The organism is Pseudodonghicola sp. (genome assembly GCF_048268305.1).
In the GTDB taxonomy this organism is placed as follows: domain Bacteria; phylum Pseudomonadota; class Alphaproteobacteria; order Rhodobacterales; family Rhodobacteraceae; genus Pseudodonghicola.
Map to the genome: position 1 here is coordinate 21,313 of NZ_JBLWVT010000011.1, position 26,257 is coordinate 47,569.

At 65.3% G+C, this 26,257-nt stretch carries 23 protein-coding genes; 7 read left to right on the top strand and 16 right to left on the bottom strand.

Features of this window, described 5'->3' with window-relative positions; genetic code table 11:
* Positions 1-111: 111 nt before the first annotated feature.
* From lpxC to ftsW, 11 genes are all read right to left on the bottom strand, one after another.
* Positions 112-1,032 (bottom strand): UDP-3-O-acyl-N-acetylglucosamine deacetylase, encoded by a 921-nt coding sequence (gene lpxC, locus ACN0V4_RS19015; protein ID WP_417679047.1) that lies wholly within the window; start codon positions 1,030-1,032, stop codon positions 112-114.
* A 235-nt stretch (positions 1,033-1,267) separates the two neighbouring features.
* Positions 1,268-2,953 (bottom strand): cell division protein FtsZ, encoded by a 1,686-nt coding sequence (gene ftsZ, locus ACN0V4_RS19020; protein WP_417679049.1) that lies wholly within the window; start codon positions 2,951-2,953, stop codon positions 1,268-1,270.
* Positions 2,954-3,393: 440 nt separating this feature from the next.
* Positions 3,394-4,728 (bottom strand): cell division protein FtsA, encoded by a 1,335-nt coding sequence (gene ftsA / locus ACN0V4_RS19025; RefSeq protein ID WP_417679050.1) that lies wholly within the window; start codon positions 4,726-4,728, stop codon positions 3,394-3,396.
* A 6-nt stretch (positions 4,729-4,734) separates the two neighbouring features.
* Positions 4,735-5,622 (bottom strand): cell division protein FtsQ/DivIB, encoded by an 888-nt coding sequence (locus ACN0V4_RS19030; RefSeq protein WP_417679052.1) that lies wholly within the window; start codon positions 5,620-5,622, stop codon positions 4,735-4,737.
* Positions 5,610-6,488, bottom strand: a complete 879-nt coding sequence (locus ACN0V4_RS19035) for a D-alanine--D-alanine ligase (protein ID WP_417679191.1) — start codon at positions 6,486-6,488, stop codon at positions 5,610-5,612. Before ACN0V4_RS19035 ends, ACN0V4_RS19030 begins: the two co-directional genes overlap by 13 nt.
* Positions 6,489-6,621: 133 nt before the next feature.
* Complete coding sequence (gene murB / locus ACN0V4_RS19040; RefSeq protein ID WP_417679054.1) at positions 6,622-7,563, bottom strand: UDP-N-acetylmuramate dehydrogenase; 942 nt, start codon at positions 7,561-7,563, stop codon at positions 6,622-6,624.
* A 232-nt stretch (positions 7,564-7,795) separates the two neighbouring features.
* Positions 7,796-8,983: an APC family permease gene (locus tag ACN0V4_RS19045; protein ID WP_417679056.1), complete on the bottom strand. Its 1,188-nt coding sequence runs from the start codon at positions 8,981-8,983 to the stop codon at positions 7,796-7,798.
* 15 nt (positions 8,984-8,998) lie between these two features.
* On the bottom strand, positions 8,999-10,111 hold the full coding sequence (locus ACN0V4_RS19050; protein WP_417679058.1) for a hypothetical protein: 1,113 nt from the start codon (positions 10,109-10,111) through the stop codon (positions 8,999-9,001).
* Between the two features lie 387 nt (positions 10,112-10,498).
* Positions 10,499-11,896 (bottom strand): UDP-N-acetylmuramate--L-alanine ligase, encoded by a 1,398-nt coding sequence (gene murC, locus ACN0V4_RS19055; RefSeq protein ID WP_417679060.1) that lies wholly within the window; start codon positions 11,894-11,896, stop codon positions 10,499-10,501.
* 13 nt (positions 11,897-11,909) lie between these two features.
* Complete coding sequence (locus ACN0V4_RS19060) at positions 11,910-13,004, bottom strand: UDP-N-acetylglucosamine--N-acetylmuramyl-(pentapeptide) pyrophosphoryl-undecaprenol N-acetylglucosamine transferase (protein WP_417679062.1); 1,095 nt, start codon at positions 13,002-13,004, stop codon at positions 11,910-11,912.
* Positions 13,005-13,071: 67 nt separating this feature from the next.
* Positions 13,072-14,235 carry a putative lipid II flippase FtsW gene (gene ftsW / locus ACN0V4_RS19065; protein ID WP_417679064.1) on the bottom strand — a complete coding sequence of 388 codons (1,164 nt, stop codon included), beginning with the start codon at positions 14,233-14,235 and terminating at the stop codon, positions 13,072-13,074.
* Between the two features lie 143 nt (positions 14,236-14,378).
* Between ftsW and ACN0V4_RS19070 the strand changes: the two genes are divergently transcribed.
* Positions 14,379-15,560 (top strand): NAD(P)/FAD-dependent oxidoreductase, encoded by a 1,182-nt coding sequence (locus tag ACN0V4_RS19070; protein WP_417679066.1) that lies wholly within the window; start codon positions 14,379-14,381, stop codon positions 15,558-15,560.
* Positions 15,561-16,510: 950 nt separating this feature from the next.
* On the opposite strand, the gene murD is transcribed toward ACN0V4_RS19070, so the two are convergent.
* Together murD and ACN0V4_RS19080 are read right to left on the bottom strand one after the other, a co-directional pair.
* Positions 16,511-17,911 (bottom strand): UDP-N-acetylmuramoyl-L-alanine--D-glutamate ligase, encoded by a 1,401-nt coding sequence (gene murD / locus ACN0V4_RS19075; protein WP_417679068.1) that lies wholly within the window; start codon positions 17,909-17,911, stop codon positions 16,511-16,513.
* A 34-nt stretch (positions 17,912-17,945) separates the two neighbouring features.
* The gene (locus tag ACN0V4_RS19080) at positions 17,946-18,497 is read right to left on the bottom strand and encodes an RES family NAD+ phosphorylase (RefSeq protein ID WP_417679070.1); all 552 of its coding nucleotides are present in this window, start codon (positions 18,495-18,497) and stop codon (positions 17,946-17,948) included.
* A gap of 301 nt (positions 18,498-18,798) precedes the next feature.
* Here ACN0V4_RS19080 and ACN0V4_RS19085 point away from each other — a divergent pair, with 301 nt between their 5' ends.
* A complete protein-coding gene (locus ACN0V4_RS19085; protein WP_417679072.1) occupies positions 18,799-19,503 on the top strand; it encodes a DNA helicase in 705 nt (234 codons plus the stop codon).
* Positions 19,504-19,554: 51 nt separating this feature from the next.
* Here the strand turns inward: ACN0V4_RS19085 and ACN0V4_RS19090 are convergent, their stop codons facing one another.
* Genes ACN0V4_RS19090 through ACN0V4_RS19100 form a run of 3 tightly spaced genes read right to left on the bottom strand, consistent with a single transcriptional unit; the run spans position 19,555 to position 21,808 of the window.
* Positions 19,555-20,862, bottom strand: a complete 1,308-nt coding sequence (locus ACN0V4_RS19090; protein ID WP_417679193.1) for an MATE family efflux transporter — start codon at positions 20,860-20,862, stop codon at positions 19,555-19,557.
* Between the two features lie 20 nt (positions 20,863-20,882).
* Positions 20,883-21,407 (bottom strand): PaaI family thioesterase, encoded by a 525-nt coding sequence (locus ACN0V4_RS19095; RefSeq protein ID WP_417679074.1) that lies wholly within the window; start codon positions 21,405-21,407, stop codon positions 20,883-20,885.
* On the bottom strand, positions 21,407-21,808 hold the full coding sequence (locus ACN0V4_RS19100; protein WP_417679076.1) for a PaaI family thioesterase: 402 nt from the start codon (positions 21,806-21,808) through the stop codon (positions 21,407-21,409). The genes ACN0V4_RS19095 and ACN0V4_RS19100 overlap by 1 nt, the downstream gene beginning before the upstream one ends.
* Positions 21,809-21,949: 141 nt before the next feature.
* Here ACN0V4_RS19100 and ACN0V4_RS19105 point away from each other — a divergent pair, with 141 nt between their 5' ends.
* The 5 genes from ACN0V4_RS19105 to ACN0V4_RS19125 all read left to right on the top strand — a co-directional run bounded on the left by ACN0V4_RS19105 (position 21,950) and on the right by ACN0V4_RS19125 (position 26,257).
* Positions 21,950-22,318, top strand: coding sequence for a MerR family transcriptional regulator (locus ACN0V4_RS19105; RefSeq protein ID WP_417679078.1), 369 nt, complete (start codon positions 21,950-21,952; stop codon positions 22,316-22,318).
* 460 nt (positions 22,319-22,778) lie between these two features.
* Positions 22,779-23,180, top strand: coding sequence for a MerR family transcriptional regulator (locus tag ACN0V4_RS19110; RefSeq protein ID WP_417679080.1), 402 nt, complete (start codon positions 22,779-22,781; stop codon positions 23,178-23,180).
* A 60-nt stretch (positions 23,181-23,240) separates the two neighbouring features.
* On the top strand, positions 23,241-25,022 hold the full coding sequence (locus tag ACN0V4_RS19115) for an acyl-CoA dehydrogenase C-terminal domain-containing protein (protein ID WP_417679082.1): 1,782 nt from the start codon (positions 23,241-23,243) through the stop codon (positions 25,020-25,022).
* A gap of 60 nt (positions 25,023-25,082) precedes the next feature.
* Entirely contained in the window at positions 25,083-25,295 is a 213-nt protein-coding gene (locus tag ACN0V4_RS19120) for a hypothetical protein (protein WP_417679084.1), read from the top strand.
* A gap of 323 nt (positions 25,296-25,618) precedes the next feature.
* On the top strand, positions 25,619-26,257 hold the full coding sequence (locus ACN0V4_RS19125) for a glutathione S-transferase family protein (RefSeq protein ID WP_417679086.1): 639 nt from the start codon (positions 25,619-25,621) through the stop codon (positions 26,255-26,257).

A 26,257-nucleotide genomic window follows, 5' to 3' on the forward strand; every position in this document is an offset into this window, starting at 1 on the left:
GGCGGATCGCCTGTTTGCGCCTCGGTCTAGCACAGAAATTTCCGGTGCAAAACGTCTTAAACGCCGATCACGCAACGGTGGCGGCCGGTTCCCGCCCGAGCGGTCAACCACTCAGGCAACTTGGGGAATTTCGTCCCAAACCAGTCCCTTACCCGGCAGGCGCGCGGCGGTTTCCGCATCGCACAGCACCGGGCGCACTGCACCGGGGGTGGCAAAAAGCTTGCGCAAAAGTTCGTTGGTCAGGGCATGACCTGCGCGATCGCCGGTATAATGCCCAAGGATCACGCCACCGGCCAGCGCCAGATCGCCCAGGGCGTCCAGCATCTTGTGGCGCACCGCCTCGTCCGGATGGCGCAACCCGCCCGGGGTCAGAATCTTGTCGCCGTCAACGACCACGGCGTTGTCGAGCGTGCCCCCAAGGGCCAGCCCATGCTGCTGCATCGCCTCGACATCGGAAAACCGGCAGAAGGTGCGGCTGTCGCACAGCTCACGCGCGAAGGTGCCATTGCCCATGTCGAGCGTCTTGCTTTGCCGCCCGATCGCGGCATCGGCGAAGTCGATGTTGAACTCGATGATCAGCCGGTCGGCAGGGGCCAGCGTCGCGCGGGCGCCATTGCGTTCGACCGAAACGGTCTGGAGAACCTCATAGGCGAGCACCGGAGAAAGCTGGCGGCGCAACCCGCGCCCCATGATCCCGCGTACGAAGGGGGCGGCGGACCCGTCCATGATCGGAACTTCGGGGCCGTCGATCTCGATCAGCGCATTATGCACGCCGCACCCGGCCAGAGCAGCCATCACATGTTCGACGGTGGAGACGGAAACGCCCGCGGTATTGATCAGCCGGGTACAGAGCGGCGTCTGTTCCGCCACATCGTAAAGCGCCGGGATCATCGCATCGCCCAGGGCGATATCGGTCCGCTTGAACCAGATGCCGTAGCCCGCCGCAGCCGGGCGGATCACCATCGTGGCCGGCTCACCAGAGTGCAGCCCGACCCCTTTGAACGTCACCGCGGTTCTAAGCGTATGTTGCAAGTTCGGCCTCTTACCGTCGTTTCCAGAAGGGCTCCCACCGGCTGAGTGAGGCAGGCAGGCCCGCTGTTGATCTCCAAGTAATCAGCCCCCCGGTTTGCCTCAACTCAATCTTTGTAACCGAATGAAACATGGCTGTAACAGTTCGGCAAAAGCTCGCTTAGATCATACTAATAGCCTGATATATAAATGAAAAAGGCCGCCCGAAGGCGGCCTTTCAGAAAACAATTTGACCAGCTCAGTTTGCCTGGCGACGCAGGAAGGCGGGGATCTCGATGCGATCCTGTTCCTGCTCCGGCTCGGCGGCCTGTTGCGGGACAGCACTGTCATTGCGGCGCATTTGCGGCTGGGTGCGCATCTGCGGCTGCGGCTGCGGCGCGGGGGCCGGCTGCGACGGCGTATCCGGCGCGTGGCCAGTCATCCGGTCGATCAGCCGGTTGAAGCCGAAGCCGCGACGCTCCTGCGGAGCGGCCGGAGCAGGCTGCGGCGCCGGACGGCGTTGCGGCATCCCCTGCTGCGGTGCAGACGGCACCTTGCGAGCAGCGGCATGCAGCCGGGCCAGCGCTTCCGGCGACGGCGTGCCAGGAGCGGGAGCCCGCGGCGCGACGAAGCTCTCCGCCTCGGTTTCCTCGTATTCGTTGCGCGGCTGGAACGCCGGCTGGGCCGGACGATAGGCCGGCGGCGGCAGGCCGTCATCCTCGTCGATCACCGGCTGCTGCGCATAGTCGTCGCGATAGGATTGCGCCGGCTCGTCCAGACCTTCGAACAGGCTCGGCTCCTGCACCGGCTGGGGTGCCGGGGTCGCGGCGGCGACGGCCGCTTTCGGCGCCGGCGCGGCCGGGGCGTGAGCGACAGGGGCGGCAACTTCGACCGGCGCGCTGTCTTCCTCGGCCGAAACCTTCTGTTTCAGCGGCTGCGCCAGCGGGCGACGCGGCACCGGAATTTCGCTCTGGCTATCGGAGGCGTCGATGCCGGTGGCGACGACGGAAACCCGCATCACCCCTTCCATATTGGTGTCGAGCGTCGAACCGACGATGATATTGGCTTCCGGATCGACTTCCTCGCGGATGCGGTTGGCGGCCTCGTCCAGTTCGAACAGGGTCAGATCGTGGCTGCCGGTGATGTTGATCAGAACACCCTTGGCGCCGCGCAGGCTGATCTCGTCGAGCAGCGGGTTGGCGATCGCCTTCTCGGCGGCCTGGATGGCGCGATCTTCGCCCTCGGCCTCGCCGGTGCCCATCATCGCCTTGCCCATCTCGTCCATCACCGAGCGGACGTCGGCGAAGTCGAGGTTGATCAGGCCCGGGCGGACCATCAGGTCGGAAATCCCCTTCACGCCCTGATAGAGCACGTTGTCGGCCATCGAGAAGGCCTCGGTGAAGGTGGTCTTCTCATTCGCCAGGCGGAACAGGTTCTGGTTCGGAATGATGATCAGCGTGTCGACGACCTTCTGCAGCGCCTCGACGCCGTCCTCGGCCTGACGCATCCGCTTGGCGCCCTCGAACTGGAACGGCTTGGTCACCACACCGACGGTCAGCACGCCCAATTCACGCGCTGCCTGCGCGATGATCGGCGCCGCACCGGTACCGGTGCCGCCGCCCATGCCGGCGGTGATGAAACACATGTGGGACCCGGCCAGATGATCGACGATCTGCTCGATGCTTTCCTCAGCAGCGGCGGCACCGACCGTGGCGCGGGCGCCAGCGCCCAGCCCTTCGGTCACCTTGACGCCAAGCTGCACCCGGTTCGGCGACAGGCTTTGCTGCAGCGCCTGAGCGTCGGTGTTCGCGACAACGAACTCGACCCCCTCAAGCTGCTTTTCAATCATGTTATTGACGGCGTTGCCACCCGCCCCGCCGACGCCGAAAACGGTGATCCGCGGCTTCAGTTCTTCTTGGCCGGGAATCGAAAGATTCAATGTCATTAGTACTGTCCGCCTGTGCTGATCCGAGCCGATTCACGGCCTTGTTCTGCCTATCAACTCTAATAATTACCGGACTGTGACGGAAACGTCACGCAAAAACTGGGATCAGCCCACGAAATATGGGAGAAAAAGCCGCCAAATTGGCGGCATCTTGCCGGTTTCTACCGAATATCGACATTAGCCAGGCTTTAAACACAACATAGAGAAGGGCGCGGAAGGACAGGCGCCATCCGCGACGAACTCACTGCGATATGTGGGGCCCTGCTCGACCCTCGTGGCTGCCTCTCATCCGCGCAGCTCTCTTGTTGAAAGATACCATGGCCGCGGCACGCAAGCCACTGAAATCCATCGCCATCACCCAGCATTTTCCGAGCCGGAGAACTGACGCCTGTCCCAGGGGTCAGGCGCCACAAATCCCTATCGCATGCCGACAGTTCGACTTACCAGTTGTCGCGGAACCACTTCACCGCCCGGCGGAAACTGCGCGCCGGATAGCGGTCGACGGGGATCTCGAAATCCCACCATTCGTCCTGCGGATTGGCCGCGAACAGGCTCAACCCCACCGCCGAGGCAAACCCCGGTCCGGTCGCGGATTGCGGCAGCCCATGCACCCGCAGCGGCCGTCCCAGACGGACCTGCTGCCCGAGGATCCGCGTCGCCAACCCATCAAGCCCCATGATCTGGCTCGACCCGCCGGTCAGCACGATCTGCTGGCTCGGCAGATATTCGAAACCGGCGGCATCGAGCCGCGCGCGCACCTCTTCCAGGATCTCCTCGACCCGCGGCCGCATGATGCCGATCAGCTCGGCCCGCGAGGCGGTGCGGCGATCATGCTCCCAGTCACCGGTATCGCCGCCGATGTCGATCATGTCGCGATCGTCGGCTCCGGTGGCATGCACCCCGCCGCAGAAGGTCTTGATCCGCTCGGCATTGGCCATCGGCACGCCCAGCCCCATCGAGATGTCGCTGGTGATGTGATCGCCGCCCATGCGCACGCTATCGGCATAGATCATGTGCTTTTTCAGGAAGATCGAGATCGAGGTCGAACCGCCGCCCATGTCGATGCAGGCCGCGCCCAGTTCCTGTTCGTCCTCGACCAGCGCGGAAATCCCCGAGACATAGGCCGAAGACGCGATCCCGGCCAGTTCGAGATCGCACCGCTTGATGCAATGAACCAGGTTCTGGATCGCGGTGCCATCGACCGTCAGCATATGCATGTCGACCGCCAGATTGTGACCCAATTGGCCACGCGGGTCGATCAGACCCGAGCGGTTGTCGAGCGCGAAGTTCACCGGCTGCGCATGCAGCACCTCGCGGTCAGAGCCGTAATCCGGCACCTCGCAGGCCGAGAGCACCCGGGCGATCTCGGCTTCGGTGACCACCTGCCCCTCCAGTTCCACCGTGGAGTCGAGACCGTAGGATCGCGGACTGGCGCCGGAGAAGCAGGCGATCACGTGATCAACCCGGATCTCGGCCATCTTCTGGGCGGCCTGCAAGGCCGTGCGAATGGCGCGCTCGGTCTCCTGCATCGCAGTGACCTCGCCGAATTGCACCCCACGCGACCGGGTGGTGGCCGCACCGATCACCCGGAACCCGCTCTGCCCGGCAAGCGACCCGATCGAGCTGTCCTCGCTCAGCTTGCCGGTGCCGTCGAAACGCAGCACCAGACAGGCGATCTTGGAACTGCCGATATCGAGAATAGCGATCACACCGCGTTGCAGCGCCTGCCGCCGCATCTGTCGCATCGCCCGTTGCGATTGATAGAGATCCGTCATTGTCCGCTACTGCCCGTATCCGTTCGTTTTTCTTGCTTTCCACCAATCCTCGACCGCGGCCTGGCTCATCCGGATGGTCGGCCGCGCCTTCAGCCGCATATCCACCACGGCGACGTCGCGGTCGAGCAGCGACTGCACCTCGTTCAGCGCCAACACCCGCTCCAGCGCCCGCACCGGCGCTTCGGGCGGCAGCAGGATCCGCTGCCCGCGATCCAGCACCAGATCCCAGCGTCGTTGACCAATGCGCACCAGCCCGCGCACCCGCCCCGCCAGGGGCCGCGCGGTCGAGATCAGCGCCAGCGCCTCCGGAACCTCGGTATCCGCCCCCTCGCCCGCGATCACCGGCAGCTCGGGTCGTTCGGCCCGACCGAGCAGACTGCCGACATGGGTGCCGGTCTCGTCCAGCATCGCCAGGCCCGAACGGTTGCGCCAGATCACCGCCGGCTGCCGCTCCACCACATCGACTTGCAGGATGCCACCCGGGCGGATCCGCACCGAGGCGGCCTTGACCGGGTCGAGCCCGACGATGGTCTGGCGAATATCCTCGAGGTTCAGCTCGAAGGAACTGATCGGGAAATCCAGCCCCACCGCCTCGCGGATGTCCTCCGAGAGGTTGCTGTCGGCGCCGTCGATCGCCATCAGCCCGACCATGAACTCAGGTCGTTCCTGGATCGAGGCCCGCATCTGCGCGATGAAGAGGTTCAGCGCATCGCGCCGCTGCTGATCGGCCAGAAAGGCCGAGCCGATCGCGAAACAAAGGCAGAAGGGCACACCGATGCGCAGCCCCAGACGAATGCCCGGGGTCAGCATCCAGCGCTGCATGCGGTATTTCATCCGCGACGGCGCCGGATCATGCGGCGCCGCAGGGCGGTTGAACCGGATCAGCGGTTGCACGAGGCGTCCTCCACCATCCAGCGACAGAAGGCCCCGAAGTCCATCCCCAGCACCGCCGCCTGCTCGGGGCTGAGCGATGTCGGCGTCATCCCCGGCTGGGTATTGGTCTCCAGCAGCACCAGCCCGTCGGCGCCGCGCGCCTCGTCCCAGCGGAAATCGGTCCGGCTGACGCCGCGACAGCCCAGGGCGCGATGGGCGCGCAGGGCGTAATCGAGGCAGAGATCGAAGATCTCGGCCGGGATCGCCGCCGGCACCACATGGCGCGACCGCCCGGGCGTATACTTGGCGTCATAATCATACCAGCCATCGGTCAGGATATCGGTCACCGTCAGAGCGCGATCGCCCATCACCGTCGCGGTCAACTCGCGCCCCGACGCATAGGTTTCGACCATCACCCGGTCGGGCATCTCGACCGCAAGCTGCGGCGGCTGGTTGGCCCCCTCAAGCACCAGATAGACCCCGACCGAGGAGCCTTCGTTGTTCGGCTTGACCACATAGGGCGGCGCCATCACATGCCGGACCGAGACCTCGACCTTATCGCAGATCAGGCTGTCGACCACCGGCAGGCCGGCGGCGCGATAGGTCGCCTTGCTGCGCTGCTTGTCCATCGCCAGCGCCGAGGCCAGAACCCCTGAATGGGTATAGGGAATGCGCAGCCATTCCAGCATCCCCTGCACACAGCCATCCTCGCCCCACCGCCCGTGAAGCGCGTTGAAAACCACGTCCGGAGAGATATCCCGCAACCGCTCGGCCAGATCCGGGCCGGCATCCAGCTCGACCACCTGATAGCCTTCTCCCCGCAGGGCGGCGGCGCATTCGCGCCCGGAGGACAGTGACACCTCGCGTTCAGCCGAGGCACCGCCCATCAATACCGCCACAAGGGGAGTCTTTCCGCTCGACTGACCCACGTTGTGCCTCAATATGCCCGAACCTTTTTGGCCCGTGTTGTTTCCCGATCCGCCGCGCCCGCCATGTGCCTGCCGGTTGCGCAACGAGGTATTATGTCACGTCCGGCTTGCCTTCTGGGTCACCGATCCGCATGATTTCCCACTGTAGCGTTATCCCGCTGGTTTCGTAAACCTTTTTTCGAACCAGCTCGCCCAGCCCTTCCAGCTCTGCGGCAGTTGCGCCACCGGCGTTGATCAGGAAGTTGGCGTGTTTCTCGCTCATCTGCGCGCCCCCCAGACGGGCGCCGCGCATGCCGGCCTCCTCGATCAGCTTCCAGGCCTTCAGATCATGCACGTCATCGGCGCGCCCGGTGCTGGAAAACCCGGCCGGATTGCGAAAGGTCGACCCGGCACTGCGCTCCTTGGTCGGCTGCGTCTCGTCCCGCCGCCTGAGCTGCGCCTCCATCCGCGCGGCCAGCTCTGCGGGATCGCCCGCAGGCCCTTCAAAGGTTGCCTCGACCAGCACCAGCCCCTCGGGCAGATCGCTGTGCCGATAGGCAAACCCCATGTCCTCGGGCGCCAGCTCGACCACCTCGCCGTCCCGCGTCACCGCCCGGGCCGAGACGAAAACATCGGCGACATAAGACCCATAGCAGCCGGCGTTCATCCGCAGGGCGCCGCCGATGCTGCCCGGAATGGTGCGCAGAAAGCCCAGATCGACCCCGGCCTCGGCCGCTCTGCGCGCCACATGGGCGTCGAGCGCGGCGGCCCCGGCGGTCACCCTGGTGCCCAGGACCGTGATCGCGTTGAAGCCGCGCCCCAGCCGGATCACCACCCCCCGCAGACCGCCATCGCGCACGATCAGGTTCGACCCCACCCCCATCGGCAAGACCGGCACCTCCGGATCAAGCGCCGCCAGGAACTGCGCCAGGTCGTCCTCGTCCTCGGGTTGGAACAATACCTCCGCCGGCCCGCCGACGCGCAGCCAGGTCAGATCGGAAAGCGGCTTGGCCAGGCTCAGCCGGCCACGGACTTGGGGCAAATCATCAAGCATCATACGCCTCTGCTAGCGCCCCGCGCCCGCCGGAACAAGCCGGCCCGCATCATGCATCCTGAAAATCCCGCGAAACGGCGACGGGACCCCATTGCAGGGCTGTTCAGGACCGGACATTTGCGAAGGCAGAGACGATCAAGCCCCCTCCCCCGGTCCGCCCTGCACGATACTGCGGGATCAGGCGCCCGGCACGGGCCACCCCATCTTTCCGTACCCCCCGCAGGGATTTCGCCTAGAGATGACCCAGGACGGAGAGGACAAGCGCCGCGACAGAGACGACCACCCCCAGCACCGGCACCGCCATCGGCACCCGGAAGGACGCCACCGGGGCGCGGCGCTTTTGCAGGATCAGGGCCAGGTTCACCAGCACGAAGACGCCGAGCAGGATCGAGGAGGTCAGCCCCGCCAGGGTGATCAACGGCACCAGCGCCGAGGCCAGGGTGACCAGAACGCCCACCAGCACCGTCGCCAGCACCGGCGTGCCAAAGCGGGGATGCGCCTGATGGAAGATCGCCAGCGCCGCGCTGCGCCGCCCCAGGCCGAACAGCACCCGCGCCGCCATCACGATCTGCGCCAGCACCCCGTTCAGCGCCGCGAAGACGGCGATGACCGCCAGGAAATGGCCGCTTCCCTGACCAGAGGCGCGCCAGACCAGCACCAGCGGGCTATCGCTCGCCGCGAGATCGGCCAGCGGCACCGCCCGCACCGCTGCCCATGTCACCGCCGCATAGAGCACCGAGGTGACCAGCAGGGAGATCAGGATCGCCCGCGGCAGGTTGCGCTGCGGCCGCTCGACCTCCTCGGCCATGTTCACGATATCCTCGAAGCCGATGAAGGCGAAAAAGGCCAGCACCGCACCGACCCCCACCCCGGCCAGTGACAGCGGCCCGGGCGTCAGGATATCGACGCCCGGCGCCGCAGAGGCACCGGCCCAGATCACCAGGATCAGCCCGCTCACCTCGATCACCGTGAAAAGCGCCGCCAGCGCCAGGCTTTCGAGCACCCCCAGCACCGCCACCGCGGTCAGGACCACCCCGAGCGCCACCGCCACCACCACGGTGCCGACCGGCAGCACCTGGGTCAGATACCCCACGCCCCCACGCAGCACCGCCCCGGCCGAGATGGTGCCGGCGGTGACGATGGCGAGCCCCACCAGCAGCGCCAGCGCCTGACTTTTCAGCCCCTGCCCGACATAGGCCGCCTCTCCCGCCGCTTCCGGCAGCCGGGTGGAGAATTCGGCATAGCTGAGCGCGGTCGGCGCCGCGATCAGCCCGGCGATCAGAAAGGACAAGGGCGCCCAGACCCCGGCCTGGGCCGCCACCGCGCCGACCAGCACATAAATGCCGGCCCCGATCATCACCCCCACACCATAGGCCGTCAGCAGACCCAGCCCGATCCGGCGTTTGAGGGGGGCGGTCATCAGCGCTTCGTTCCTTCAGAGCAGCGAAAGCAAATAGGGGATCACAACTTTCCAGAGCGTAGCAGCGGCCCCTATTACGATGGTCGCGTCCTTGGCCAGCGCAGCCCCCTCTTTCAACACGCCTCGCGCCGTCTTGCCAGAGATCGAAACAATCCTGAATGTGCGGCTTGCGAAACGATAGAGCGCATTCCGTCGCTCCACAGGATCGGCGTTGGGGTCAGCAACGATCATCGCATCCTCCGTCATTTCGGTGGACAAATCGCCTTCCGTAGCCTGCACGAGAATGCTTGCCGCGTCGGGCAATGCCGCACCCCCGGCCAGATCCGCTGCATGCAGTTTCTCAACCAGCCGCGCATCCACGACCTCCTGAACCTTCTGATCCAGTTTGCGGATGTCGTCGGCAGTGGCGAGCAGTTCCGACTTGAAATCGGCGACCAGCGCATCTTTTTGTGCTTCCGGACACTCGCCCAGGACTTCCTTGTGCGACACCCGACGCGCCACCTGCAAAGCCACATCATAAAGACGCTGCGGTCGATCCTGATAACGGCTGATCCCTTCCCGGAGCTTTTCCACCTCGGGCAGCAGAGCACTATACTGATTGTTTCTGACGCTGAGATCGCCAAAGGTTTCGGACGCGTCATGCAGACGGTCAAGACAGTCTTGCAAAACACTCCGGTCGATATCGGTGACAGGTATCGCCTGGATCAGGTGGGTTGCGGGGTTGACCTCCAACGTCTCTGCATTGGGGAAGGCCAGCGCGGCGTGTTTCAGGCGAAGATCCCGAATGATCGCGTTCACATGCGCAGCCCCCTTTTCCCAATCAGCATCCGGGATCAGCGCGATTTCAGTTAACAGTGCACGATTTTGAGGGCGGCCTTCGAGCAGGTCAGAGTACCATTCGATCCAAAACGTCCAATCCGCCTGTCGCTCTCTCCAACCGGTACGAGCAAACGAACTGACCATCAGCACTATTTCGCCATCGAGCCACGCATCATTTGCCTCCTCTGCCCATCTCTCCATCTGGGACGGCCAAAGACCTGACGCAGTCCCTTGGCTAGAAAGAAGCTCGATATCTGTCGCTAAGGCTATAGAAGCACGGGCGGCCGCACCGGCATCAGATGCCGCCATAGCAACACGGACAGCCTCAACTGCGAAATCGACGGCGCTACCGCTAGCCCGAGCTACACGAGCGGCGCTTGAGGCCACACTTGCAGCTTGGGTAGAGCCGCGAGTGTCGTATCCTGCGGCGCTGTTACTAGCGCTTATGGCTGCTGACCTAATCTCAGGGGCTGGCCAAGCACCGGCTATCTCTGCAGTAAGGACACACCGACAGGCAACCAAAAATCGAGCTTCGAACTCCGGTGTTTTAACGCCGGCTTGCTCAAATATTCTCGGCAATACCCGCGCCGCGACCCGCGATGCGATCCAAGCCGCCTCCTGTGCACGCGTTTCCTCGGGGCGCGCCTCTAGCCAGTCCCTCAACTCCTCCGGCGTCATTCCCTCCCCGGCCATCGCTTACCCCTTCAACCGCTCCGGCAGGCGGTTGGCCCAGGCGCTGATGGTGCCGGCGCCGAGGCAGACGACCATGTCACCGGGTTTGGTTTCGGCCCGCACCAGGTCGGCCAGCTCCTCTTCCGATTTCACCGCCAGCGCATGGCGGTGGCCGTGACGGATAAGGCCGGCGACCAGATCGTCCCGGCCGGCGCCCGGGATCGGGTCTTCGCCCGCGGCATAGACCTCGGCGATGCCGACCACATCGGCCTCGTTAAAGCAGGCGCAGAAGTCGTCGAAAAGCGCGTGCAGGCGGGTATAGCGGTGCGGCTGATGCACCGCGATCACCCGGCCCGAGGTCGCCTGTCGCGCTGCCTTCAGCACTGCCGCGATCTCGACCGGGTGGTGGCCGTAATCGTCGATGATGGTGACGCCGTCGACTTCCCCCACCTTGGTGAAGCGGCGGTTCACCCCGCCGAACTTGGCCAGGGCATCGCGGATTTCGCCCCGTCGCATGCCCAGATGCCGCGCCACCGCCACGGCGGCCAGCGCGTTCGACACGTTGTGATCGCCCGGCATCGGCAGGGTGCAGCCCTCGATCACCTGGCCTTCGGTCTGCAGCAGGATGTCAAAATGCGCCACCCCCGCCTCGTAATGCAGGTTGACCGCCCGCACGTCGGCCTGGGCGTTGAAGCCATAGGTCGTCACCCGGCGGTCGGTGACCCGGCCGACCAGCGCCTGCACCTCGGGGTGATCGGTGCAGCAGACGGCGAGCCCGTAGAAGGGGATGTTCGACACGAACTGGAAGAAGCCGTCGCGCAGCCGGTCGAAATCGCCCCAATGCTCCATATGTTCGGGGTCGATATTGGTGACCACGGCGATGGTGGCGGGCAGCCGGTTGAAGGTGCCGTCGCTCTCATCCGCCTCGACCACCATCCATTCGCCCTGCCCCATCCGCGCGTTGGAGCCATAGGCATGGATGATGCCGCCGTTGACCACGGTGGGATCGAAGCCGCCGGCGACCATCATCTCGGCCATCAGGGTGGTGGTGGTGGTCTTGCCATGGGTGCCGGCGATGGCGACGTTGGACCTGAGCCGCATCAGCTCGGCCAGCATCTCGGCCCGGCGCACCACCGGCAGGCCACGACGGCGGGCCTCGTCCAGCTCGGGATTGCCCGGCTTGATCGCCGAAGAGATCACCACGACCTCGGCGTGTTCCAGATTGTCGGCGCGCTGGCCTTCGAAGATATGGGCGCCGAGCCCGGCCAAACGATCGGTGATCTTCGAGGTCTTCAGATCCGACCCCTGCACCTGATAGCCGAGGTTCAGCAGGACCTCGGCAATGCCGGACATGCCGATACCGCCGATGCCGACGAAATGGATCGGGCCGACATCGCCGGGCAGTTTGGTTGCGGGGGTCATGATATCTCCAATTCTAGGCCGAGGCTGCGGCCAGCTCTTCAACCAGCGCCACCAGCCGTTCGGTGGCGTCCGGGGCACCCATGGCCACTGCGGCGCGGGCCATGTGGTGGGCGGCGGCCGGGTTGGTCAGGACGGCGGTGATCTGCTCCGCCAGGGTGGCGGCGTCAACCCGCGATTCCGGGATCAGGATGGCGGCGCCGGCCTCGACCAGGCCGCGGGCATTGGCGGTCTGATGGTCGGCCGCGGCGGCGGCAAAGGGGATCAGGATCGACGGCCGGCCGATCACCGTCAGATCGGCGATGGTGGAGGCGCCGGCGCGGCTGATCACCAGTTGCGCCTCGGACATCCGGGCGGGCACGTCATGGAAGAACGGGCGCACATCGGCGGCAATGCCGTGCTGCGCGTAGAAAGAGGTGACCCGCGCCATATCCTCTTCCCGCGCCTGATGGCTGACGCGGAGATTGCGCAAGAGCGCGGGCGGCAGGGCGGCGATCGCCGCGGGCACCGCATCCGACAGGATCCGCGCGCCCTGGCTGCCGCCAATGACGAGCAGCGACATCGGATAGTCGCCCGGCACGATATACCCGGCCCCGGCCCGCGCCAGCACCGCGCCGCGCACCGGGTTGCCGACATGAAACCCTTCTGCCCCCTGGGGCAGCGCGGTCGGCCAGACACCGCAGGCGACGCAGGCCACCCGCTTGGCAAAGACCTGGTTGACCCGACCCAGAACGCCGTTTTGTTCATGGATCATCCGCGGCAGGCGCAGCAGCGTCGCCGCCCCCAACGCCGGGATCGACGGGTAACCGCCGAAGCCCACCACCACATCGGGGCGGTCGCGCTGCATCGACCAGGCAGTGCCCAGCACCCCGGCGGCGATCTTCGGCACCACCATCGCCTTGGACAGGACGCCGCCGCGAGCGAAGGTCGCGCTCGAGACCTCGGTGATCTCGGTGGTATGCGGAAACCCCTTGGTATAGCGGGCGCCGCGCGCATCGGTCGACAGTTTCACCCGCCAGCCGCGCCGCAGCATCGCTTCGGCCAGGGCCTGGGCGGGGAACATATGGCCGCCGGTGCCGCCGGCGGCGATCATCAGCAGCTTTTGTGACATGGGCATTTCCCTGCTCTTCCTCTGGTCGGACCGGCAATGGCGCAAATCGCTTCGCGCCGCCAGCCCATCAGCCCCGTCCGCGCAGAATGTCGCCGATCTCTCCCTGCGGGCGGGTGCGGGTGAGTGCCAGCAGCATGCCGACCGAAATGCCGGCTGCGATCAGCGACGAGCCGCCATAGCTGACGAAGGGCAACGTCATCCCCTTGGCGGGCAGCAGCCGCACCGCCACCCCCATGTTGATCATCGCCTGCACCCCGAAGATGCAGGCCAGACCGGTGCCGGCGAGGCGGATGAAGGGATCGCGTTCGCGCATCAGCCGCAACAGCGAGCGCACCACCACCAGGCAATAGAGCGCGATGATGATCATCACCAGGATCAGCCCGTATTCCTCGGCCGCGACGGCGATGATGAAATCGGTATGGGCATCGGGCAGCGACCATTTCACCTGGCCCTCCCCCACACCAACGCCGAACAGCCCCCCCTCGCGGATCGCGTTGGTGGCATAGCCGAGCTGGGTGGTCGGATCGACCTCGGGGCTGAGAAAACCGTCGATCCGGCGGGCGAAGTGTTCCGAACTGGAATAGGCCAAGGTGCCGGCCAGCACCACGACCCCGGCCATTCCGGCCAGCAGCAGCATCGGCGCGCCGGCGACGAAATACATCACCCCCCAGCCGAACAGCACCAGGCTCGCCTGTCCGAAGTCGGGTTGCATCACCAGCATGCCGACGATCACGGTGCAAAGCGCCACCGACCACAGCTTGCCCGGCGGGCCGTTGATTTCCTGACTGGCGGCCAGCATCCAGGCCGAGACGACGATGAAGGCGGGCTTCATGAACTCGGACGGCTGCAAGCTGGCGAAGCCCAGCGAATACCAGCGCACCGCGCCCTTGCCGAAATCGGTGCCCAGGACGGGGAGCAGCGCCAGGGCCACCAGTGACGCCGCGAATCCGACCACCGCGAGACGACGCACCATCGTGGGCGACAGCATCGAGGTCAGCAGCATGGCCGCCATCGCCATGGCGCCGAAGGCCGCCTGCCGCTCGACGTAATGGAATGGCTGAAAGCCGTTGCGCGCGGCCAGCGGCGGCGAGGCGGCAAGCCCCAAGAGCAGGCCGACCACCGAGAGGATCAGCACGCAGGACAGCGACCATTTGTCGACCGTCCGCCACCATTTCGGAAGAATGGGTTCGCCCCGTTGCGCGGGTACCGCGCCATAGACCATCTCGGTCATGGTAATCCTGCCCGTATCGTTCTGCCGTTGACTGCCAAATCACGCCCGGTTTGCCGGGTCTGACGACGAGTCTAGCCTGAAAATGGACATCGCACCAGTGCGATCCTCTTGCCAACGGCGGCGATCCGCGCCAAGCGGCGAAGATGGAGTATCAAACGGTCATCCTTGGCGCCGGCGCCGCCGGCATGATGTGCGCGGCCCATGCGGGACCGGGCGTTCTGGTCATCGACCACGCAAGCGCCCCGGGCGAGAAGATCCGCATCTCGGGCGGTGGTCGGTGCAATTTCACCAATCTCTATGCAGAGCCCGCGAATTACCTGTCGCAAAACCCGCATTTCTGCAAATCGGCGCTCGCCCGCTATAGCCAGTGGGATTTCATCGACCTGATCGGCCGCCACGGCATCGCCTGGCATGAAAAGACGCTGGGACAGCTTTTCTGCGACGACAAGGCGACCCAGATCGTCGAGATGCTGCGGGAGGAGATGACCCGCGCCGGCGCCACGCTCTGGCTGTCGACTCAACTCATTGCCCTCTCCCATGGGGCGAGCGGCTTTTCGCTGGAGCTTGAGCGCGAGGGCAAGCGGGTCGCCGTTACCTGCCGCAATCTGGTGTTGGCAACCGGGGGCAAGTCGATCCCCAAGATGGGGGCCACGGGCCTCGCCTATGACATCGCGCGCCAGTTCGGGCTGCAGGTGACCGAGACGCGGCCGGGGCTGGTGCCCTTCACCTTTACCGACGGCCGCTTTGCGCCGCTGTCGGGCACCGCCCTGCCCGCCCGGCTGTCGAACGCGCGCGCCAGCTTCGACGAGGCGCTTTTGTTCACCCACCGCGGGCTGTCGGGGCCGGCGGTGTTGCAGCTCTCCTCCTATTGGCGGGAGGGCGAGGAGATCGCGGTGAACCTGATCCCCGCGCTGCCGCTTTACGACCTCTTGCGCGCACAACGCCAAAGCTCCGGCCGCAAGGCGCTGAGCACGGAACTGGCGCGCCACCTGCCAGCGAAACTGGTCGACCACCTCGGCCCCATGCTGGGGATCACCGGCAACCTCGCCGATCAATCCGACGCGGCCCTCGCCGCGCTCTGCGCGCAATTGTCCGACTGGCACCTGACGCCGTCCGGCACCGAAGGCTATCGCACCGCCGAGGTCACCCTGGGCGGCATCGACACCGACGGGCTGTCGTCGAAGACAATGGAGGCAAAAACGCTTCCCGGCCTCTATGCGATCGGCGAGGCGGTGGACGTGACCGGCTGGCTTGGCGGGTATAATTTCCAATGGGCCTGGTCATCGGCTGTGGCGGCAGGCCGAGCGATTGTGGCGCGGGGGTGAGGGCGCAGTAATGTTGGCGCGAGGGGAACGGGCGGCATTAGCCCACAGCAGTCACTCGTGATTTGCGCGGCGTACGTCTGCTGCGAGCCCATTTTACCGAATGCTGCGATCTACATGAATGTCCGGTGTGGTGGGGCGGTCAAAAACGTGACAAAGTTAAGCTGAGTTTTGCAAAGCGCTTGTGGCACCAGGGTTTTCAGCAATTTCTGGGATTTGACATCTTTTGACAAGTACGATCGTTTATGGTGCGTGGGTATTGGCATGGGGTATTTGTCCGGTGTGCGGACGGAGTGGGCGCCGGATTTGGGGCGAGAAAGAAAATGCGTTTCGGCTTAGTTGGCTTTGATCTATTGGGACGGAGTCGCGCGGTGTTGCCTTCTATCAGAAATTTTGCCTGGTGACTGGAAAACTTGAGTATGCAGTCGTTTCTGATGTGGAGGCTCACAGTAGCCCTTACCCCTACGTCTATGTAGAAGACGATGGATCGGTTCGTGAGCTATCCGAAGACGAGCGGCGGTATCTGCAAGAAAAGTTCTACCCAACAGATGGCGCGCGACCATATGTTAAGCGGTCATATTGGACGAGAACTCCGGACAACAGGCTTTCGGGTTTTTGCCCGCGGCACAAAGTTCCTCGAGGTTTGGCCCCGGGTGCAACCTCAAGCCGACCGCGTTGGTGGCAGCTTTGGAGGAAATAGAGGTCATACTGCGTACCGACGTCGAAGCGGATCGACTGTCACGTAACTGTCGCTGATAGCCTCGTTCTGAACCTTCTTCGCAGCGCAGCATGTGCCAAAACTCATACGTTTCTGTCACCGGCGCAAACGACCGTTTTTGGCATGGCTGTTTCTGACAGCTGACCTTGGCGCATTCGCAACGAAAGACCTCTCCGTCCCGCATAGCAGACCTTCGGGCTCGGCACGGCGAAGGCCCGCTCTCCGCCAGCCTCCCTCACTCTCCCAGCCGCGCCGTGACCTCGGCCACGAAATCCTCGCCGCGCCGCTCGAAGCTGTCGTATTGGTCGAAGCTTGCCGCCGCCGGGGCCAGAAGGACGGTGTCGCCGGCCTCGGCCTCCGCCATCGCGCGCTCGACCGCGCGGGCCATGGTGGTGCAGACCTCGGCCTCGACATTCAACTGCATGGCGAAATTCGCAGCCTCCCGTCCGATGACATAGGCCTTGGTGACCGATCCGGTGGCCGGCAGCAGCGGGCCGAGGCCGCCTTCCTTCTCAAGCCCGCCGCAGATCCAGCGAATGCGGGCGAAGGCGCCCAGGGCCTTGGCGGCGCTGTCGACATTGGTGGCCTTGGAATCGTTGACGTAGGTCACCCCGCCGGCCTCGGCGATCACCTGGCTGCGGTGCGGCAGGCCGGGATAGGAGTGCAGCGCCTCTTCGATCACCTTGGGCGACAGGCCCAGGGTGCGCGCCACCGCATAGGCGGCGCAGGCGTTCTGATGGTTGTGCGACCCCGGCAGCCCCTTGACCGCGCGCAGGTCGATCGAGGCCACCTGCCGGCCCTTGCGATATTCCGACAGGAACCCCTTGCGGGCGAAGACTTGCCAGCCCGGCCCGGTCAGCTTGCGCGCGACCGAGACGCGGATCACCCGATCGTCCGCCGCCCCCTCGCCCATCTGATCGGCCAGGAACAGCCCCTCGGGCTCGTCCACACCGATCACCGCGCGATCCGGACCGCCCTCGGCGAACAGCCGGCGCTTGGCGGCGAAATAGCCCCCCAGCCCCGCGTGCCGATCGAGGTGATCAGGCGAGAGATTGGTGAAGACCGCCACATCGGGGGTCAGCGCCCGCGCCAGATCGGTCTGATAGCTGGACAGTTCCAGCACCACCACGCCGCCATCCTCCGGCGGGTCGAGATCGAGAACGCCGCGTCCGATATTGCCGGCCAGTTGCGACGACCGCCCTGCCTCGGTCAGGATGTGGTGGATCAGGGCGGAGGTGGTGGATTTCCCGTTCGATCCGGTCACCGCCACCACCCGCGGCGGGGTGTCGTAATTGTCCCATTCCGGCGTCGCGAGAGAGCGGAAGAACAGCCCGATATCGTTGTCGACCGGCACGCCGGCCTCAAGCGCCGCCAGAACCACCGGGTTGGGACGGGGATAGAGATGCGGGATGCCGGGCGAGACGATCAGCGCCGCCACATCGTCGAAGGCACCCTGGCGGGACAGATCGGTGCAGGAGAAGCCCTCGGCCTCGGCCTTGTCACGGGTGATCGGGTTATCGTCCCAGCAGATCGGCTCTGCCCCCCCGGCGCGCAGGGCGCGCGCCGCCGCCAGCCCCGACCGGCCCAATCCCAGAACGGCGATCTTGACGCCATCGACTCCACGCACGGGGATCATCCTGCCTATCCTTTCGACTGCTCGATTGCCCGGATCATTGGCTAGCGCAACGGAAGGGCAATGGAAAGCGGCCGTGGAGCGCAGGGCCGCCGGAGGCCAGCGGATAGGCCAACCGGCGCCCGGTCAATCGGGCGGCGACGGAGGGATGGGACCAGTCGAACAGCACCAGATGCCAGCGCGTGGGCTCTGTCCGCGCGGTGTAGATCATGCCGTCGGCAGTCTGGTCGCGGGCGAGATCCGACAGGCCCCATGTGGTCGCCGCCAGCCCCGCGGCGCGTTCGGGCAGCCAGGGCACGGCGGCAAGGCGCGGGTCGGCGCCCCAGGCGACGCATTGGTCGGCATCGCGCAGGTCCAGCACCTTGGCACAGGCGATCTCCAGCTCGCAGATCACCCGGGGCGGATCATCGTCGCGGACATAGGTCTTGATCGCATGTTCCGCCCAGTCCGGCCGCGAGGACATGTAGAGCGCCGGTTGGCCGTCATGGTGAAACCGCCCCTCGGGGCTGAGCGCGGGGCTGAGCGCCCGATCGGCGCGATCGGCAGCGACGATCCGATAGAAGCGCCCGCCGATCTGGCGAAAATACATGTCAGCCTCTCCCCTTCGCCGCGCAAACGATCCGTTTCTAGCGGCTAGGATCAGGGAAGGAAACCGCCGAAGTTGCAGCCTCGCCCACAGAAGACGCGCGAGGCACCGGGGCCCGCCTGCCCGCCATCGCGCTTGCCCCGTTCCGAGAGGCACGATAGTCTTGATCTCAGGCTTGGCCCGCGCCTCCCCCCTCCGTTCGGGGAAGTATCGCACATACGGGGTTCCGAAGATCATCGAACCATCTGTTCGAGCGCTCGCATAAGGAGGGGTTGCGTTTCCGGCTCGGAATGGAGGTTCCGCGATGCGACTGTCCGCACCGGTCTATCACTTGAAAAGACGCGCCAAGATGCTGGCGCGAAACGAGAAAATCCCCCTGCATCAAGCCCAGGATCGCATCGCGCGCGACGAGGGCTTCGCCGGCTGGAGTCTGCTGTCCCGGCACCTTGCGACCGGCCGGCGCGAAACACCCCTGCTGCGCAATCTCGCCGATGGCGACATGCTACTGATCGCGGCACGGCCAGGACAGGGCAAGACGCGCCTGGGCCTGCAGCTCGTGCTCGATGCCGCCGCAGAGGGTCGGCGCGCCGTGTTCTTCACGCTGGATTACACCGAACGCCAGGTGATCGAACGCCTGCAGGCACTGGCGGACACCTCGGCCACCATGCCGGAGATCGTGACGGCGGAAGAGATCAGCGCCGATTACATCGCCCGATATCTGGCGCAGGCGCCACGCGGCACGGTTGCGGTGATTGATTATCTGCAGATCCTCGACCAGCAGCGCAGCAAGCCGCCGCTCTCCGACCAGATGCGCAGCTTGCGGGCGTTCGCCCGGGGTCGCGGTGTCATTCTCGGCTTCATTTCGCAGATCGACCGCAACTTTGATCCCGAAAGCAGCCCGGTGCCGGGGATCGACGATCTGCGCCTGCCCAATCCGGTTCCGGACCGGGTCTTTTCCAAGGCCTGCTTCCGGCATGGCGAGGAAACGCGGTTCCAGTACCTGAGCTGACCGCCCTCTGCCGGGCCGCATCGGCCGGTCCGGCAGAAAACCCGGGCGGCGTTACCCGGCCGCCCGCGCCTCGAGCCCGGGATAGCGCAGGCCGAGGGTGATCCCCCGCGCGACGAAGGCGATCAGCAGCGCCAGCCAGAGCCCGTGATTGGCCCAAAGCGGCACCAGCGCCGCGACCGCAAGCGCATAGATCGCGAAGCTGACCGCCATCATGTTGCGCATGTCGCGGGTGGCAGTGGCGCCGATGAAGATGCCGTCCAGCATGAAGGCGCCCACCCCGGCCACCGGGGCGATCACCAGATAGGGCAGGAAATCGCGGGCGCGGGCACGCACCTCGGGCGCGGTGGTCATCAGGTCGATGATGGCGCCGCCGAAGACCGCGAAGACCAGCGCCAGCACGGCGACGATCACGATGCCCCAGGCGCTGCTTTTCACCGCCGCTTCGCGCAGCCGGTCGCGGGCCCGCGCCCCCATCGCCTGGCCCACCAGCGTCTCGGCGGTGAAGGCGAAGCCGTCGAGCGCGAAGGCGGAGAAGGTGAGGAATTGCATCAGCACCTGATTGGCGGCCAGCGTCACATCGCCAAAACCCGCCCCGATGAAGAGGAAGCCCACGAACATCGCCTGCAACAGCAGCGAGCGGATCAGGATATCGGTATTGACCGAGAGCATGTGGCGCAGCCGCGCCCGGTCAAAGACCAGCGCCGGATTGCGCCAGTCGGCCGCCCGGAACGCGCCGCGACAGAGCCAGAGCCCCAGCGCCAGCCCGCTCCATTCGGCCAGGAATGTGGCGAAGGCCACCCCTTCGACGCCCCAGCCAAGGCTGAGCACGAAGAAGAGATCGAGAACCACGTTGAGCCCATTCATCCAGAGCTGCAGCACCAGCACCGCGCGGGTGCGCTCCTGCGCGATCAGCCAGCCGGTGATGCCATAGATCGCGATCGCCGCCGGCGCCGACCAGATGCGCAGCCGCAGATAGCCGGCGGTCAGCGCCTCGACCTCGCCACTGCCGGGCGCGAGGTGAAAGGCGGCCCAGAAGATCGGCGCCTGCAGCGCGATCAGCGCCAGACCGGCGACAAGCCCGATCAGCAGCCCCCGCGACAGCAGCGCCGCGACCTCGCCCCGCTCCCCCGCGCCCAGCGCCTGGCTGGTCAGCCCGACGGTGCCCATGCGCAGAAAGCCGAAGATCCAATAGATCGACGACAGGATGATCGCCCCCAGCCCCACCGCGCCGATCGGCGCGGCCAGGCCCAATTGCCCCACCACCGCAGTATCCACCGCGCCGAGGATCGGCACGGTGACATTCGACAGCACGATCGGCAGGGCGATCTTGAGGATGCGCCCGTTGGTGATCGTCCCCATCGGTGCGGTGGTGGCGCCGCTCACTCGACCGGGCTCACGACCGGGGCCTGCGGCATCAGGAAATGGCCGGTCGCCTGGGCGAAGATCTTGTCGTGGTGATCCTGCCAGGCCATCACATGGACCGAGGCATAGCGCCGGCCCGAGCGGCTGATCTTGGCCCGGGCATAGGCATCGCGCGGCAGGCCGGACCGCAGGTAATCGACCGACATGTCGATGGTCTTGGGCAACCGCGGCAGCTTGCCGGCGGTCAGCACATTGGCATCAAACTCGCCGCTTTCGATCCGCGGCCAGAGCTGCGACCAGCCGAGGGTAATGATCGCCGTCACCTCGAGAAAGGCGGCGGTGGCGCCGCCGTGCAACGCCGGCAGCAGCGGGTTGCCGATCAGCTTTTCATCATAGTTCAGAACTGCCGTCAGCTCGTCGCCGCGGCGGTCGAAGGTGATGCCGAGAAAACCGATATAAGGAACGGCCTCGACCAGCGCATTGAGGGCGGCGTCGCGGCGTTGCTTGACAACCTGGATCGGTTCGGGACGGGGACGGGCCATCAGCGGGACTCCACGGTAAAGCTGCCGGCGGCGGTGGCGACGGGGCGATCGGGATCCTCGTCCATGGTGACCGCGCGGACGAAGGCGACATTGCGGGTGACGTGATAGCAGGTGGCGGTGGTGGTCACCGTCTGCCCCGGGGTGGCGGCGCGCATATAATCGATCCTGAGCCCGATGGTCGCGGTCGCCCCGGGGGAGGACGGGTGGCTCATCACCGCGGCGCCGCAACAGGTGTCCATCATCGCCGAGACGGCGCCGCCATGGATCACCCCGGTTTCCGGGTCGCCGATCAGCGCTTCGGAATAAGGCATTGCGATGGTCGCGCTGCCCTTGCCGATATCGGTCAGCCGCAGTCCGAGCGCACGCGCATGCGGCAGCGCCTCGATGAATTGTTGTGCCATTTTCACCTGATCCGACAAGGGGATACCCTCCTGCATAGTGGTCGTTTGTCCTTTATGATCCGCCGCCCACCGTTCCGGCAAGCCCAGCCATTGCGCTCGCCTCGGCTCCGCCATAAGTTGCGCCGCGAGGGAGAAAGTGCAATGTCCGATCCGCGTTTATCGTTCAAGGAGATGTGCGCCGAGTTCGATGTGACTCCGCGTACCTTGCGCTATTACGAGTATATCGAGCTGCTGAGTCCGGAGCGCGAAGGGCGGTCCCGGTACTATGGTCCGCGCGAACGCGCCCGCATGATCCTGATCATGCGCGGCCGCAAATACGGCTTCCAGCTCGAAGAAATCCGGCAATGGCTGCAGATCTATGAGAACGAGGGCACCCGTGCCCAGTTGCAGGCCTTTATCGCGATGGCCGACCGCCAGCTCAAGGAACTGAACAGCCAGCGACAGCAGCTCGACGAGGCGCTGGATGAACTGGTCAAGATGCGCGAAGAAACCCTGCGCGCCCTGGACTGAGACGAACGTGACGTCACGCGCCTTCCCTTGGCGGATGCCCAAGGGTTAGGCGTGTCATATGCCGCGCCCTGCCCGGCGCGACCGCCGATGCCCATTCGCAAACCGCCTGCTCTGCCCGCTTCCCGGCCGGGAACAGACGCGATCAGAGACCGCGAAAGCGGCGCAGGGCATTGCCCCGCCCGTCGATCATTCCCCCCGCTCCGACCTGCCCCAACGTGACGGGAGGGGTCTGCCCTGCCCGCTCCGCCGGTCGCCTGCAAGTCCTGTCGCCTCCCTTCAGGGCATTATAAACTAAAGATAAAAGTGACATCTATTCAGCCTGACCCGGCTCGGGCCCGTGATGCGACGTCACCGATCCAAATGACGCAACGTCCGGGTTACGTAAACGTCAACTTGATGTTGTAGAGCCGGCATCGAATGCGCACGTTTAACCGAAGACCCTGCCCGCAGACGACCAAGGATGACCGACCAGATGATGACGATCCGCGAAATGTGCGACGCCTTCGACGTGACGCCGCGCACCCTGCGCTTTTACGAATCGAAGGAGCTGCTGTTTCCGAAACGGGACGGTCAGAAGCGGCTCTTCAACAAACGCGACCGCGCCCGGCTCAAACTGATCCTGCGCGGCAAGCGCTTCGGCTTCAGCCTTGAAGAAATCCGCCAATTGCTCGATCTTTATGATATTGGCGATCAGCAGCACACCCAATTGTCGCGCACCTATGAGATCGCCCGCGAACGCCTCGCCGATATGGAACGCCGCCGCGAAGAGCTGGACACGGCGATTTCCGAGCTGAAGGATCAGCTCAAATGGGGCGAACATATAATCGCCTCGATGAACGAAACCGGGAAGGCCGCCGAATAGGCCCTGCCCGCGCCCCGACCAAATCCCTGACGCAAACCGAGACATTTTGGGAGGCTCGACATGCCCAGCTACACCGCACCCACCAAGGACATGCAATTCGTCCTGCATGACGTCCTCAAGGTCAGCGACTCCGACATCCCCGGCTATGCCGATCTGGACCGCGATTTCACCGCCGCCATCCTGGAAGAGGCCGGCAAGATCAGCTCCGAAGTGCTGCATCCGCTGAACACCGTGGGCGACGTCGAAGGCTGCCGGCTGGAAAACGGCGTGGTCTATCCGCCGACCGGCTTCAAGGACGCCTTCGAGAAGATGAAGGAAGGCGGCTGGCCCGGGCTCGACATGCCCGAGGAATTCGGCGGCCAGGCCCTGCCCTATCTGGTCTCCACCGCGGTGGGCGAGATGTTCTCGGCCTCGAACCAGGCCTTCACCATGTATCAGGGCCTGACCCATGGCGCCGCCAGCGCCATCCTGGCGCATGGCTCGGACGACCAGAAGCAGACCTATCTGCCCAAGATGGTCGCCTGCGAATGGACCGGCACCATGAACCTGACCGAGCCGCATTGCGGCACCGATCTGGGCATGATGCGCACCAAGGCCGAACCGCAGGCCGATGGCAGCTACAAGATTTCCGGGCAGAAGATCTTCATCTCGGCCGGCGACCACAACATGGCCGACAACATCATCCATCTGGTGCTGGCCAAGATCGTCGGCGGCCCCGAGGGCATCAAGGGCGTGTCGCTGTTCATCGTGCCCAAGGTCCTGGTGAACGCCGACGGCAGCCTGGGCGAGCGCAACGGCGTCTCGGTCGGCAAGCTGGAAGAGAAGATGGGCATTCACGGCAATGCCACCTGCGTGATGAACTATGACGGCGCCACCGGCTATCTGCTGGGCGAGGAACACAAGGGCATGCGCGCCATGTTCACCATGATGAACGAGGCCCGCCTGGGCGTCGGCATGCAGGGGCTGGCGCAGGCCGATGCCGCCTATCAGAACGCCGTGATCTACGCCAAGGACCGGCTGCAGGGCCGCGCCGTGACCGGTGCCGAGAACCCCTCGGGCCCGGCCGATCCGATCATCGTGCACCCCGATATCCGCCGCAGCCTGATGGATCAGAAGAGCTTCACCGAAGGCGCCCGCGCCTTCGCCTTCTGGGGCGCCACGCTGATCGATCAGGCGCATCGCGCCGGCGACAAGGCGGCCGATGGGCTGATCTCGCTGCTGACCCCGGTGATCAAGGGCTTCCTGACCGATCAGGGCTATGACATGACGGTGCAGGCGCAGCAGGTCTATGGCGGCCATGGCTACATCGAGGAATGGGGCATGTCGCAATATACCCGCGACGCCCGCATCGCGATGATCTACGAGGGCGCCAATGGCGTGCAGGCGCTCGACCTCGTCGGCCGCAAGCTGGCCCAGGACGGCGGCAAGCATGTGATGGCCTTCTTCGAACTGGTCAAGAGCTTCTGCAAGGAGAATGCCGGCGACGACGAAACCTATGTCCGTGACTTCATCGAGCCGCTGAAGAAGGCGTCGAAAGACCTGCAGGCGGCGGGGATGTATTTCATGCAGAACGGCATGAAGAACCCGAACAACGCGCTCGCCGGCTCCTATGACTTCATGCATATGTTCGGCCATGTCTGCCTGGGGCTGATGTGGGCGCGCATGGGCAAGGCGGCGCTGGCGGCCCTGGCCGAGGGCACCTCGGATCCGGAGTTCTACAAGGCCAAAGTCCTGACCGGGCGCTATTACATGGCGCGCCGTCTGCCCGCCACGGCGCTGCACCTGTCGCGCATCGAAACCGGTGCCGAGACGGTGATGGGCCTCGACGCCGATCTGTTCTGATCCCGGTCGGGCGCGCCCCAGGTGGCGCGCCCTGCCCCGTCGGACCTCTGGGAGGAGATCATGCCGAAACGCTTCCGCCTGACCCGCCGCTTCCCGGTCGCCATGACCGAAGACGGCTTTCGCCGGTTGCGCGCCTTCGCCGCCGAGGCCGGGCTCGACGAGGGCGAGGCGCTGTCCTTTCTCTTCGAGAACTTCGACCAGGTGACGGATGCCGAAGAGCTCGCCTTCCGGCTGCGGCGGTTCAACGCCGAGCTCGACGCGAGGAAACGCTAGCGCATGTGCAGCAGAACGCGCATGGTCGGCCAACCCGGCTGCGAATGGCCGGTTTCGGGAGCCTCCGGCGGCCGTATTTGCACCGAGAAGAAGGCTCAGCTCAGGTCCACCCCGCCATCCGGCGCCAATCGCGCCGCGGCGGATCGGGCGGGACGGCGGGGCTTCTCCTCGTGCGGTCATCGGCTCGGCAGCCTGTACCGCGGCGCAAGCAGACACGAGTCGCGGTTAACAACGGATTACCATGAGGGCGCGCCCCCTGCTTCTTCTCGTTTCAAATACGGGCATCCGGAAGCAGTCGCAGGCGCCAAGGGAGGATTGGGAGGATGACCATCAAACTCTATTGCTTCGGCGAAAGCGGCAATTCCTACAAGGCGGCGCTGGCGCTGCAACTCAGCGGGCTGGACTGGGAGCCGGTCTATGTCGATTTCTTCAACGGCGAGACCCGCACGCCGGAATATCGCCGGACCGTCAACGAACTGGGTGAGGCGCCGGTGCTGGTGGACGGCGATTTCAAGCTCAGCCAGTCGGGGGCCATCCAAGCCTATGTCACCGACAAATCCGGCAAGTTCGGCGGCACCACCCAGGCCGAGAAATACGAGGTTCTGCGCTGGGTGCTCTGGGACAACCACAAGCTCAGCAGCCAGGCCGGGATGACGCGCTTCCTGATGAACTTCCTGCCCGAGCAGCACCGCAACGCGGATGTGATCGCCTTTTCGCAAGGCCGCCTGAAGGCCGCCTATCAGGTGCTGAACGACCATCTGAAGGGGCGCGACTGGATCGTCGGCGACGGCATCACCAACGCCGATCTGAGCTGCTGCGGCTATCTCTATTATCCCGAACCCTTCGGATTCGACCGGGCCGACTGGCCCCATATCGACGCCTGGCTGACCCGCCTTTCGGAACAGCCCGGCTGGAAACACCCCTATGATCTGATGCCCGGCAACCCGTCGGACCGCGCATAA

Bases quoted from the DNA above. Each gene is read 5' to 3' on its own strand.
- ACN0V4_RS19110 (WP_417679080.1), top strand. From the start codon at position 22,779: ATGACCGACCAGATGATGACGATCCGCGAAATGTGCGACGCCTTCGAC.
- ftsZ (WP_417679049.1), bottom strand. From the start codon at position 2,953: ATGACATTGAATCTTTCGATTCCCGGCCAAGAAGAACTGAAGCCGCGG.
- ACN0V4_RS19050 (WP_417679058.1), bottom strand. From the start codon at position 10,111: ATGGCGGCATCTGATGCCGGTGCGGCCGCCCGTGCTTCTATAGCCTTA.
- ACN0V4_RS19100 (WP_417679076.1), bottom strand. From the start codon at position 21,808: ATGGCACAACAATTCATCGAGGCGCTGCCGCATGCGCGTGCGCTCGGA.
- ftsW (WP_417679064.1), bottom strand. From the start codon at position 14,235: ATGACCGAGATGGTCTATGGCGCGGTACCCGCGCAACGGGGCGAACCC.
- ACN0V4_RS19070 (WP_417679066.1), top strand. From the start codon at position 14,379: ATGGAGTATCAAACGGTCATCCTTGGCGCCGGCGCCGCCGGCATGATG.
- ACN0V4_RS19085 (WP_417679072.1), top strand. From the start codon at position 18,799: ATGCGACTGTCCGCACCGGTCTATCACTTGAAAAGACGCGCCAAGATG.
- ACN0V4_RS19035 (WP_417679191.1), bottom strand. From the start codon at position 6,488: ATGGGCGGTGCCTCGGCTGAACGCGAGGTGTCACTGTCCTCCGGGCGC.
- ACN0V4_RS19115 (WP_417679082.1), top strand. From the start codon at position 23,241: ATGCCCAGCTACACCGCACCCACCAAGGACATGCAATTCGTCCTGCAT.
- ACN0V4_RS19120 (WP_417679084.1), top strand. From the start codon at position 25,083: ATGCCGAAACGCTTCCGCCTGACCCGCCGCTTCCCGGTCGCCATGACC.
- ACN0V4_RS19125 (WP_417679086.1), top strand. From the start codon at position 25,619: ATGACCATCAAACTCTATTGCTTCGGCGAAAGCGGCAATTCCTACAAG.
- murB (WP_417679054.1), bottom strand. From the start codon at position 7,563: ATGCTTGATGATTTGCCCCAAGTCCGTGGCCGGCTGAGCCTGGCCAAG.
- ACN0V4_RS19045 (WP_417679056.1), bottom strand. From the start codon at position 8,983: ATGACCGCCCCCCTCAAACGCCGGATCGGGCTGGGTCTGCTGACGGCC.
- ACN0V4_RS19090 (WP_417679193.1), bottom strand. From the start codon at position 20,862: ATGGGGACGATCACCAACGGGCGCATCCTCAAGATCGCCCTGCCGATC.
- murD (WP_417679068.1), bottom strand. From the start codon at position 17,911: ATGATCCCCGTGCGTGGAGTCGATGGCGTCAAGATCGCCGTTCTGGGA.
- ACN0V4_RS19080 (WP_417679070.1), bottom strand. From the start codon at position 18,497: ATGTATTTTCGCCAGATCGGCGGGCGCTTCTATCGGATCGTCGCTGCC.
- murC (WP_417679060.1), bottom strand. From the start codon at position 11,896: ATGACCCCCGCAACCAAACTGCCCGGCGATGTCGGCCCGATCCATTTC.
- ACN0V4_RS19095 (WP_417679074.1), bottom strand. From the start codon at position 21,407: ATGGCCCGTCCCCGTCCCGAACCGATCCAGGTTGTCAAGCAACGCCGC.
- ftsA (WP_417679050.1), bottom strand. From the start codon at position 4,728: ATGACGGATCTCTATCAATCGCAACGGGCGATGCGACAGATGCGGCGG.
- ACN0V4_RS19060 (WP_417679062.1), bottom strand. From the start codon at position 13,004: ATGTCACAAAAGCTGCTGATGATCGCCGCCGGCGGCACCGGCGGCCAT.
- ACN0V4_RS19105 (WP_417679078.1), top strand. From the start codon at position 21,950: ATGTCCGATCCGCGTTTATCGTTCAAGGAGATGTGCGCCGAGTTCGAT.